This is a genomic window from Sulfurimonas sp. NW9 (assembly GCF_051132275.1).
Lineage (GTDB): Bacteria > Campylobacterota > Campylobacteria > Campylobacterales > Sulfurimonadaceae > Sulfurimonas > Sulfurimonas hydrogeniphila.
Genome location: NZ_CP093236.1, coordinates 1,846,540 through 1,858,117, shown reverse-complemented (window position 1 = coordinate 1,858,117; position 11,578 = coordinate 1,846,540). Strand labels below are relative to the sequence as shown.

10 protein-coding genes and 1 pseudogene are annotated in these 11,578 nt (G+C 35.2%); 5 read left to right on the top strand and 6 right to left on the bottom strand.

The window, feature by feature from the left end; translation table 11 throughout:
* Window positions 1-10: 10 nt before the first annotated feature.
* Window positions 11-721, top strand: a complete 711-nt coding sequence (gene cmoA, locus MLC44_RS10525) for a carboxy-S-adenosyl-L-methionine synthase CmoA (RefSeq protein WP_151899769.1) — start codon at window positions 11-13, stop codon at window positions 719-721.
* On the opposite strand, the gene MLC44_RS10520 is transcribed toward cmoA, so the two are convergent.
* On the bottom strand, window positions 661-978 hold the full coding sequence (locus MLC44_RS10520; RefSeq protein WP_434657251.1) for a hypothetical protein: 318 nt from the start codon (window positions 976-978) through the stop codon (window positions 661-663). The genes cmoA and MLC44_RS10520 overlap by 61 nt on opposite strands.
* Window positions 979-1,003: 25 nt before the next feature.
* Window positions 1,004-1,645 (bottom strand): endonuclease III, encoded by a 642-nt coding sequence (gene nth / locus MLC44_RS10515; RefSeq protein ID WP_434636657.1) that lies wholly within the window; start codon window positions 1,643-1,645, stop codon window positions 1,004-1,006.
* A gap of 62 nt (window positions 1,646-1,707) precedes the next feature.
* Between nth and MLC44_RS10510 the strand changes: the two genes are divergently transcribed.
* From MLC44_RS10510 to MLC44_RS10500, 3 genes are read left to right on the top strand one after another with little or no spacing between them, the layout of a single operon-like run.
* The gene (locus MLC44_RS10510; protein ID WP_346389866.1) at window positions 1,708-3,672 is read left to right on the top strand and encodes a response regulator; all 1,965 of its coding nucleotides are present in this window, start codon (window positions 1,708-1,710) and stop codon (window positions 3,670-3,672) included.
* A 58-nt stretch (window positions 3,673-3,730) separates the two neighbouring features.
* Complete coding sequence (locus tag MLC44_RS10505; RefSeq protein WP_434657249.1) at window positions 3,731-4,564, top strand: peptidylprolyl isomerase; 834 nt, start codon at window positions 3,731-3,733, stop codon at window positions 4,562-4,564.
* Between the two features lie 2 nt (window positions 4,565-4,566).
* Window positions 4,567-5,427, top strand: a complete 861-nt coding sequence (locus MLC44_RS10500; protein ID WP_434657246.1) for a 1-aminocyclopropane-1-carboxylate deaminase — start codon at window positions 4,567-4,569, stop codon at window positions 5,425-5,427.
* 41 nt (window positions 5,428-5,468) lie between these two features.
* On the opposite strand, the gene MLC44_RS10495 is transcribed toward MLC44_RS10500, so the two are convergent.
* The 4 genes from MLC44_RS10495 to MLC44_RS10480 form a co-directional block, all read right to left on the bottom strand.
* The gene (locus tag MLC44_RS10495) at window positions 5,469-5,867 is read right to left on the bottom strand and encodes a PIN domain-containing protein (protein ID WP_434657244.1); all 399 of its coding nucleotides are present in this window, start codon (window positions 5,865-5,867) and stop codon (window positions 5,469-5,471) included.
* A complete protein-coding gene (locus MLC44_RS10490; protein WP_346389869.1) occupies window positions 5,867-6,115 on the bottom strand; it encodes a hypothetical protein in 249 nt (82 codons plus the stop codon). The genes MLC44_RS10495 and MLC44_RS10490 overlap by 1 nt, the downstream gene beginning before the upstream one ends.
* Before the next feature lie 145 nt (window positions 6,116-6,260).
* On the bottom strand, window positions 6,261-7,517 hold the full coding sequence (locus MLC44_RS10485; protein WP_346389870.1) for a hypothetical protein: 1,257 nt from the start codon (window positions 7,515-7,517) through the stop codon (window positions 6,261-6,263).
* Window positions 7,518-7,559: 42 nt separating this feature from the next.
* Window positions 7,560-8,396 (bottom strand): DUF2806 domain-containing protein, encoded by an 837-nt coding sequence (locus tag MLC44_RS10480; RefSeq protein WP_346389871.1) that lies wholly within the window; start codon window positions 8,394-8,396, stop codon window positions 7,560-7,562.
* A 592-nt stretch (window positions 8,397-8,988) separates the two neighbouring features.
* Here MLC44_RS10480 and MLC44_RS10475 point away from each other — a divergent pair.
* Window positions 8,989-11,564: pseudogene (locus MLC44_RS10475) on the top strand (ATP-dependent Clp protease ATP-binding subunit).
* The last annotated feature ends 14 nt before the right edge of the window (window positions 11,565-11,578 follow it).

The window sequence follows — 11,578 nt, the reverse complement described above, 5'->3', positions numbered from 1 at the left end:
AATTCCAGTTATGAATGATAAAGTATTTACAAAACCGATAAAAAAACAGTTTGAATTTGATGAAGAAGTGGCAGCTGTCTTTGATGATATGCTTGAGCGGAGTGTTCCTTTTTACAAAGAGGCGCAAAAAATTACAGAATTTTTTGCACTGAAAAACCTGAATGAAAATGGGAGAGTCTATGATCTTGGCTGTTCAACCGCATCAACACTGCTGAGTATTCACAGAAAACTCTCAAACAAGGCAGAGCTTATAGGTCTTGACAACTCTGAAGCAATGCTCACGCGTGCAAGAAAGAAATGCGAAGCGTATGGTGCCGACATAAAAGTTTGCAATGCGGATATACTGAGCTATGATTATAAAGAGGCAGATGTTTTTATCAGTAACTATACTCTGCAGTTTATTCGTCCTCTTGTTCGTGAAGAGCTGGTAAAAAAAATAGCCGTTTCATTAAAAAAAGAGGGTGTATTTATATTTAGCGAAAAAGTCATCTCTCATCATCCCAAACTCAACAAAGAATTGATTGAATGTTATTATGATTTTAAAAAAGCGCAGGGCTATTCCGAGTATGAAATCATGCAAAAACGCGAAGCTCTGGAAAATGTACTGGTGCCTTACAGTGAAGAAGAAAATATAAAAATGGCATTAAATGCAGGTTTCTCTCATTGTGAAGTACTTTTGCGCTGGGCAAATTTTGCTACTTTTATTGCTGTAAAAGAGTAGAACCTACCAGACGTTTTTTTCTGCTTTTGGCTGCTCTTTTTCACCAAAAAAACTTTTGACTTTTGCGCTGCTTTTTTTATTTCTTTGCCCATTGTCTCATAGGTAATGATGTCATCATCTCCGCACTCTTTGTGATAATATCCCTGAAAATCGTAGTACTCTTTGCAGTCACTGTAGTATTTTGCAGAAATCCCGTGTTTGTTTAGACAGCCGTTAAAAAAAAGCATGAATAAAACTAATAAATATATGCGTATCATAATAATCTCCAAGCACTTTGCATACCTAAACTTTGAAACTCTCTTTTGTTCTGCAAAACTCTGTTAAAAAACATTCATCGCATTTAGGATTTTTGGCAGTGCAGATGTACCTTCCAAACAAAACCATTGCCTGATGGAGTACATGCAGGTCGGTTTTGAATTTTTTTACCAAAGTGGCTTCTGTTGCCTTGGCTGTTTTGTCATCGCTCAGACCAAGTCTGTGTGCGACACGAAATACATGGGTATCCACTGCCATTAGGTTCGCACCGGTATACTCTATCATCACAACATGGGCTGTTTTTTGTCCGACGCCTGCCAGGGTCTGCAGGTCTTTTTCATTCATTGGTATTTCACCGTCATACACTTCAACAACACGTTTTGCCATGGTTATGAGGTTTTTTGCTTTGTTGTTAAAGAAGGAGCAGGTGTTAATAAGCTTTTTCACCTCTTCTATATCAGCATCTGCCAAATCTTGAGGCGTCGGATACTTTGCAAACAGGGCAGGAGTAATAAGGTTGACTCTTTTGTCGGTACATTGCGCTGAGAGTGCTACGGCAATTACCAGTTCATAGGCATTTTTATAATGCAGTTCTGTGACCGCATCACTGTAGCGCTCCATAAAGCGTTTTTGGATCTCTTGGATCTCTTTTTTCGTTGCTTTTTTCATAAATGTATTTTAGCAACTTATATGTTATAATCAAAGCAATGACTTTTAAAAAGGGGTAAAATATGGGCATATTTTCACTGTTTTCGAAACAAAAAAACACGCATGTGTATGATACAGGCAAAAAAAAGGAGACACTTTTTTCACAATTGGACAAAGATTTCTTTATTGAAGTGGCAGACAGCAGTGATACAATGATGCTCTATTTTTTACAAGGTGAAGGATGGATTGGTGCAAATAAAACTTTTTTCACTACAATGAATTATTTTGATATAAAAGATTTTAAAAGAGCCAATGAAAGCATTCGTGATATGTTTTTGAGTGAGAGTGAAGAGATTTTTACCGAGTCTGACAAAAGTTGGCTGGATTATATCAAAAAGTACAAAAGCGATGGTTACAGGGTAAATATGACTGATGCTAAGGGGCAACTTCTCAGTATTGAAGCAAAGTGTCACAGGTATTCAAAAAACATGAAGCTGTATATTTTGGAATTAAAAGATGTTACAGAGTTGGAAAAAGCACGTTTGCAGGTGAAAGAGGTTGAAAAGCTGAAAACAAAATTTTTGGCCAATATAGGGCATGAATTTAGAACTCCGATGAATGGTATTCTCGGATTTATAGAGCTGCTCAAAGAAACCAGTCTCAACGAACATCAAAATGAATACCTTGATATGATTGATTATTCTTCTAAAAATCTGATGAATAATATTGAAAGTCTCTTGGATTTGGCGCAGTTGCAAAGTGGGCGTCTTACAGTGGAGTCAGAACCTTTTAATCTTCTTGTCGCAATGGAAAAACTCATATATACATGTTTTGACAAGGCAAGCAACAACGGGGTACAGGTTATGAGTTTTATAGACCCGAAATTGCCACAGGAACTCGAAGGTGATGCAAACAAAATTTTGCAGGTTATGCGTTCTATCATTCAAAATGCAATTAAATTTACACCGCATGGCGGCAAGGTTATTATAGAAGTAAAACTTTTAAAACGACTCCAAAACGGAGCCTGTTCTGTCGGTTTTAGTGTCAAAGACAATGGTCAGGGGATGTCTCAAGAACAGATATCTCTTATGGATGAACCTTTTACCGCAGGCAGTCATGCAGATGAGAGACTCGGCATAGGATTGAGCCTCTCAAGCGGTCTGGTACGGTTGATGGGATCAGAATTACGTATAAAAAGTGAATTAGACAACGGTACCTACGTGAATTTTGTTCTTGATTTTAAAGCTTCAAGAGGGCAAAACTACAAAATGATGCCAAATAAAAAAGCAAAAGTGCTTTTACTGGATAAAGAAAAAGTTGATGATGCCAATTTCTTAACGACCTATTTGCGTTCTTTTGCTATTGATGTGACAAAATCTTCCGAACTCAATGCTGATATTTATACAGATATAGATGAGCTTTATGTGGTAGGTGACCAGGGTGATTCATCATGGATACTGGATCTGGCGACATATAAAAAGCAGGCACCTGTTGTTTTTCTTTTGGATGAAGATGAAAAACTGCAAACAAAGATGACACACATTATTGATGAAGTGATAGAAAAACCATTGCTGGCCAGTGTGATAGCCAAACATCTGTATATGGCAAACAGCTACAAATATACCAATGAAGATAAAAATGAACTTACTCTCAAAGATAAAACCGAGGCTTTGGTTGTGGAAGACAATCTTATCAATCAGCGTCTGATAAAAATACTCCTGGAAGAGTATAACATAGATGTTTCTACCGCCTCTAACGGACTTGAAGCGGTAAAAATGTATAAAGAGAAAAAATATGACATTATATTTATGGATATAGATATGCCGTATATGAACGGGATTGTTGCAACCAAAGAGATTAAAGATATGATGCTCCTAAAATCACAGGCGCCGATTGTTGCCCTGACAGCAATGGCAATGGAAGGGGACAAGGAGATGCTTTTGGAAGAGGGGCTTGATGATTATCTTTCAAAGCCGCTAACAAGAGACAAACTGGAGTATATTTTAGACAAATACCTTAAAATAAGCTATGAAAATGAATCTGTTTAATAACTATTAATATATTGTTATTAAACTTCTCTTTATCAATTTAGTAAGGAACTCTATAATGAATAAAATTACAATGCTATTATCTGCCCTGTTGTTGACAGGTTCAGTCGTCTGTGCAAAAACATTAGTGACAGTAAACGGAAAACCAATTACCCAAGAAGAAGTTGACCAGGAGCTGATGCAGGCGACACAGGGGCGATTTAACCAGGTGCCGGCTGATCGTCAGGCTGCATTCAGACAACAGGTTTTACAACAGCTTATAGGCAAAGAGTTGATTTATGATGATGCAAAAAAATCCGGTATCATCAACTCTGCGGAGTATAAGAATGAATACAATAAGCTTGAACAAAGAATGAAAAAAGAGCTTGCTATTCAGGTTTGGCAGAAGAAACTGCTTGACGGCATTAAAATTTCAACAAAAGAGTTAAAAGACTACTATAACAAAAACAAAGAAGAATTTAATGAAAAAGAGAGCGTGCATGCCCGCCATATTTTAGTAAAAACCAAAGAGGAAGCAGAAAAAATCATTGCGCAGTTGAAACATTTAAGCGGAGAAAAACTCAAAGAAAAGTTTATAGAGCTTGCGAAAAAAGAGTCAACAGGACCTAGCGGATCAAAAGGCGGAGATCTTGGATATTTCAGTAAAGGGCAAATGGTACCTGCTTTTAATGATAAAGTTTTTTCTATGAAAAAAGGCGAAGTGACATCAGAGCCGGTTAAAACACAGTTTGGATACCATGTTATTTATGTGGAAGACAAAAAACCTTCATTGACACGAAGTTTTGATGAGGTAAAAGCATTTATAGAACAGCGTCTGAAAATGGAAAAATTTAAAGCTGTTATGAAGAAAAAAATGGATGAACTGCAAAAAAAGCATCTATTAAGTAGTTAGACATGCAAAACTCTCCTCTTTCTAAAATTATTTTAGAAGAGAGAGAGTTTTTTGTCAAACGCGATGACCTCATTGACCCCTGTTTGGCAGGGAACAAATACAGAAAACTCTACACGCTCTTAAATACTCCAGACAACATTTATGATACGCTGATATCCTACGGCGGAACACAGTCTAATGCTATGCTGGCGTTGGCCGCCTTGTGTCAGAAAAAAAAATGGAAATTTCTTTACTATACAAAAAAACTCTCTGCAACACAAAAAGAGCAAGGCAGCGGAAACTATGCGCATGCGCTGAAATTAGGTATGCAGCATAGAGAGATAGAAAATGATTTTTATAAAGAGTTTATTGCTTCTTTGCGCTTACATGTAAATGCAAAAACCTGTTTTGTTGATCAGGGCGGTGCAGTACAGGAAGCAAAAACAGGATTGGAAGTTTTAGCGCAGGAGATACAGGAACAAAGCAGAGACTTACATGTAAAGGCAGTTTCAACACCTTCCGGTACAGGGACAACAGCACTTTTTTTAGCACTTGCTTTACCTGAGTACAGAGTTTATACAACACCCTGCATAGGGGACAGCAGCTATCTCAAAAAGCAAATGCGTGCTTTGGCAGAAATTCCGGACAATCTTGTTATCCTGGAACCAAAGAGAAAATACCATTTTGCAAAACCCTATAAGGAGTTTTATGAGATATACAAGGCTTTACATGTAAAGGGAATTGAGTTTGATTTACTTTATGCTCCGGCAATGTGGCAGGCACTTTTGGAACAAACTGATGAAACCATTATGTATATACATAGCGGCGGAGTGAGCGGTAACAAAAGTATGCTTGCTCGTTATGAGAAAAAAGGACTCATATAAACGGCGAAGCTGAGCGGCACGTTTAGGGATCCTCGTACTTGTTATAGCTTTGGTTTAAGTTCTAGGTTTTGTATTCTGTCAAAGTGCTTAATATTATTACTAATGAGAGTACAATCATTAGCAATAGCTATACTTGCTATCATTAAATCCATGTCAGCAATTAAATTACCATTTTTTTTCAATCTAGCTTTTTCTTTTGCAAAAATTAAACTTGATGCTTGAGTGAATTCTAATATTTTAAAACTTTCTAAAAAGGACTCTATAACTTTTAAATTTTGATTGATTTTTGGAGAGTTGTATGCAGCATAAATCAATTCAGTATAATTTATTCTCGAAATATATAAATCATCTATTGGAATTTGAGATAGCATTTGAACAACTTCTTGTTTCCCTTTTAAAAAATATATTAATATATCACTATCAATTAAATATTTTTTCATTAAAGGTTTAACTCAAAGTCTTTAGAATTCTTATCTTCAGTAATACTTTGCAACATAGTATCAGCATCATTACTTTTTAATTTACCTGCAAACTGTAATAATTGATTATGCTTTAAATTATTTTGTTTTGAAAAAAAGATTATGGCTTTTTCTATTACTTCTGTTTTGGTTGTATCTAATTCTTCTGTTAATTGATTCAGTGTCATAATCACACTTTCTTCTAATCTTAAGTTAACTGCTCTTTTCATAGTCAATCCTTTATCTTTACAATATTGTACAATAATAATATAAATTTGTAAAGATAAAAATATTTAATTCCATTAACGGTTGAAGATAGCCGATAAATTGCCGCTAGGTAATTTATTGGTTACGAGGTTTTGTTGGGTATTTCGACTATAATCCATATGGCTTTATCTCATCTAAATGTACATCAGTTTTAGATAAACTATCCCATTTTAATTCTCGTAATAAAACTCGTTCAATTAAGATTTGCCATTCATCAGATAGTTGAAATAATTTATCTGTTTTTACATCATCACCATGTGCAATAGTATTTCTTATATCAATTAAATCTTGTATTGGTGATAAATCAAATACAAATATATTCATCTGCTTGATAAGTTCCTCTTTTAATGCATCTTTCTTCTTTTGAAAATTATTTTTTAATACTTTTTCAAGAATTGAATTCCAGAGAATTATTTTTGCATTAACTGAGTAGTCTATGCCTGAAAGATATGATAGTAACAGCTTTGTAATATATTTAATATTTTTCAATTCAATATTTTGTAAACTATTTTTCAAAAATCTTTCAAAAGCAGGTTTACTAATCAACCTTACTGTTCTTTCATCTTTATAAAAAGAAATTCTAGTATGATAATTTTCAATATAATTTGTACCTATTGAACCTTCACATTTATACCAATTTAATCTACGTCTTTCAGCAAATGATGTTAAAACTAATATCAAATCAGCGATAGGTTGAATATTTTTATAAAATGCCATCAATGAGTTAATAGGTGAATTAGGAATTATTTCTAGTATATTTGAGCTTTTTAATCCAATATATTTATCAGTAATTATAGACTCTATACCTAAATGCAATACTTCTTCTCTAATTTGGATACTAGAATTTATACTTCTTTGAACTTCACCTGTAAAATGTTTTATTGTAGAGACATTTGAGGATAATAATTTACTTTCTGATATAAAAAAACAAAATTTGCTTTCCTGTAATTCATCTTGTGTAGTTTGGGTTAATGCATATTTTGGAAAATTATATTTAACAAAAGCTTCATACCAATCTTCTGCGATAATTGTCATTTGTGAATTTGAAAAAGATGCTTTTTTTATTATATGACATTGATAAGGTGTACCTTCTAAGGTTGTTATATTGATTTTTATATTTATAGTATTAAGATGTTTTTTAAGTAATTGCTGAAAATACTTATACTCTTTGTAATCTTCAATAAGTAAATAAAAATGTGGCTCTTCGCCAATATCTTTTGGAAACCATAAAAGACATTTCATTTTTGTTTTTTTTACTGACTTTGTTCCAACAAATATTTCAGCAAAATGTCTTGTATACTCTTCAAAAGGCTTTTCTAAATAATTAATAATTACTCCTTTGTACCCAACGGTTTTCGTGAGCAATAATTTTTCCGCTAGGGTAAATTATTGGTCTCCTCGTACTTGTTATGTTTGTACTTCTTTAATTTCTAAACCTTCTTCTGATTTTTCTTTTATCATTTCTTCTGTATATTGAGTATTCTTTTTTATATTTAAAAGCCTACACAATTCTTCACCTGCAACTGTTAATTTTATTTGTTCAAATCTATATTCTTCTCTGTTTGGATTTTTACTATCTGTAATTTGGTATATCTTATCTCCCAAATGCCATATGGTAATGTTGATTTGAGGAATCTTTTTTAATATGCTAACCAAATTATCATTATCATAAATTAGCCCAGCATCTCTTAACAAAATAATTTGACTATATGTTAAACCAAATTTATCAAATGCAGTTTGATTTTTAAATTTGTATATTGAAGTATTATTACTTGTTAATGAACATGCTGTTTGAAAAATTTCTGCTTCATTTTTTGAAATATTAGAAACAACTTCCAATGTTCTTAAGCTAATTCTTCCTGGTTTTGATACTTCATTTGCAAGAATTTGAGACCAAATTTCTTGCATCTCATCACTAGATACATCTTGTGCTTTTTGAAAAAATCTCATTCTCCAATCATCATCAACTTCTTCATCTGTAACATTTTCATCTAAATGAGGAATTGATTTTTCTATAATTTCTTCAAGATTAATTTGGCGATTTATTTCCTGATTAACAACTCTATTTTGAACTCTTGAAAGTAATTCTAATTTTGCTTCACCTTCAATAAGAATTTTTTTTGCTTCAGCATCTGCTTCTTTCCTAATAGCACGAGGTTTGTATAGTGTCCCAATTCCTTTACTTGCAACTTCTACAAGTTTCGTAAGTGGTTTACTTAATCCTGTTAAATCTTTTATTTCCAAAATATATTACCTTTTATTTACTTCGTATAACGGGGGCGCGGGTGAATGACGGCGACATCTGAAAATTTATTTTCTGATGTTGTTGCTCATTCCTCCCGCTTGTTATCTGGCGCTGTGCGACAGATGACTAGCGGGTGTTCAACCCGTGCCCCCGTTATCCGGTCACGCAGTGAGCGGATAACTATTCTATCAACGAACATTATAACACAAATGACTCGTATATTAAAAAATAAATGAACACCAATAATGTTAGTTTATTGGAAAATTTATTGTGGTTTGTCATGTTTTTGATGATTTATAAAAATAATGACTGTTATGCTTAAAAATAAAGTGTGCTTTTATTGCTGAGTTGACTAATAGTTGAACAAAGTGGTTGTTTATTTGTCTTAAATCGTAATAAAAACACATTTTGTTCCTTTGGGTAGGAGAGATTATTATGAGTGCTAAAAAAATCTAATGAATGATTTTGTTTAACTTCCTTGACAAATAAAGACTCAGGTCGGTATAATTGTAACGCTTTGCAACTAAAGTAGCAAAATGATATTTTGCAAAAAGGTATACTTTCAGCATAAATAAAAAAAAGGATTGAGAGATGAATAACATTTTTGAGAAACTAACACATAATATGACAGAGGCGATTGAGAGTGCGTTGTCTTTAGCTTTACATAACAAAAATCAGGAAGTGACGCCGGTACACTTTTTGTGGGCACTTTTAACAAATTCGGATTCTGTACTGAACCAAATGTTTAACAAGTTGGGTATAGATAAAGTCGCAATGGAATTAGATATTAAAAGTATGGCAGAAAAACTGCCAAAATCTTCAAGTGTGACAAAAGAAAATATCAAACTTTCCCAGGATTTTGTACGAACACTTGAAAACGGTATAGGTCTTATGACAAAAAACGGAGATTCTTATCTTGCTGTAGATACATATATATTAGCAAATTTAAATACAGAGCCGTTTTCAACAATACTGCCAAAATATGTTGATGTCATGCAGTTGAGCAAAGAGCTTGAAGCAGCTCGCGGCGGTGCGAAAATTGATTCGCAAACAGCGGATGAAACATTAGAGGCACTTTCCAAGTATGGTATTGACTTGACAAAAGAAGCAGCGGAGGGAAAACTCGCACCGGTTATCGGACGTGATGAAGAGATAGCGCGAACAATGCAGATTCTGATCCGTAAAACGAAAAACAACCCAATGCTTCTAGGAGAGCCTGGGGTTGGTAAAACAGCACTGGTTGAAGGACTTGCACAGAGAATTCAAAGTGGCAATGTTCCAACTTCTTTACAGAACAAGCGTGTGGTTGCGCTTGATATGTCGGCATTGATAGCCGGTGCAAAATACCGTGGTGAGTTTGAAGACAGACTCAAAGCGGTTATAGATGAAGTCAAAGAAAACGGGAATATTATTCTGTTTATTGATGAAATTCATACTATAGTCGGTGCAGGCGCATCGGAAGGTTCTATGGATGCGGCAAACATCCTGAAACCTGCTTTGCGCGTGGAGAATTACATACAATCGGTGCAACGACGCTCAAAGAGTACAGGAAATATTTTGAAAAAGATGCTGCATTGCAACGCCGTTTCCTGCCGATCGCTGTGGATGAACCGAGTGTGAACCAGTCACTGCAGATTCTTCGCGGAATCAAAGAGAGATTGGAAGCTCACCATAATGTGAGTATTGCAGACAGTGCATTGGTCGCTGCGGCAAAACTCTCTGACAGATATATAGCAGACAGATTCTTGCCGGATAAAGCGATCGATCTGATCGATGAAGCAGCAGCGGAACTCAAAATGCAAATAGAGTCTGAACCAAATGAACTGAGTGCTGCAAAACGCAAGCTCTCAGAGCTTATGGTTGAAAAAGAAGCACTGAAGATGGAAGAGACACCTGCGAATAAAAAGCGACTTGAAGAGATAGAAAAAGAGTTGGCTGATATTGAAGAAAAAGTAAGAAAACTTGAGTCTCAGTTCCAAACAGAAAAAGAGGTGTTTGAAAAAATCTCAGCTATTAAAGCTGAAATAGAAGCAAAACGCCGTGAAGCAGAGCTTGCAAAAAGCCGTTCTGAATTTAACCGTGCTGCAGAAATTGAGTATGGAGAAATTCCAAAACTCATTGAAGAAGAAAAAGCCTTAAATGAGCAGTGGAACAGAATGCAGGCAGAGGGAACTCTCTTGAAAAATTCGGTTGATGAAGAATCAATTGCTTCTATTGTCAGCAGATGGACAGGTATTCCTGTAAATAAAATGCTGCAAAGCGAGAAAGACAAGATCCTGCATGTCGAAGATGTGCTGAATGAAACAGTTGTAGGACAGTCACAGGCGACGCATGCTGTTGCTCGTGCTATTAAACGCAACAAAGCAGGTCTGAGTGATAAGAACAGACCTATAGGCAGTTTTATGTTCCTTGGGCCTACAGGTGTCGGTAAAACACAGACTGCAAAAACTTTGGCAAAGTTCTTGTTTGACTCTGAGGATGCGCTCATTAGAATTGATATGAGTGAATATATGGAAAAACATGCTGTGTCACGCTTGGTGGGTGCAGCTCCTGGATATGTCGGCTATGAAGAGGGAGGACAGCTTACAGAGGCTGTAAGAAGAAAACCTTATTCTGTTGTACTTTTTGATGAAGTGGAAAAGGCACATCCTGATGTGTTCAATATGCTTCTTCAGGTGCTTGATGACGGGCGTTTGACAGACAACAAAGGTGTTACGGTTGATTTTAGCAATACTATTATCATCTTGACATCAAATATTGCAAGTGACAAAATTATCACTCATTCAGGAAGTCCTGAACTTGAAGGCATGGTTATGGCCGAACTCAAAAAAGCCTTTAAACCTGAATTTTTGAACAGACTTGATGAAGTGGTAATCTTTAATGCGCTTGGCAAAGAACAAATTAAAGGGATTGTCGATATATTCTTTAACGAGATTGTCAACAAAGTTAAAGAGAGAAATATTGAACTTTCTTTAAGTGAAGAGGCAAAAGAGTATATTGCAGAAGCCGGATTTGATCCTGTATACGGAGCACGTCCGCTCAAACGAGCATTGTACGAAATTGTGGAAGACCGTTTGGCTGACTTGATTCTTGAAGGGACAGTGAAAGAGGGCTCTCATGTTGAATTTACCGTTGTAAACGGTGAGGTGGAAGTTAAGGTTTCTTAAGAATCTTAACCACG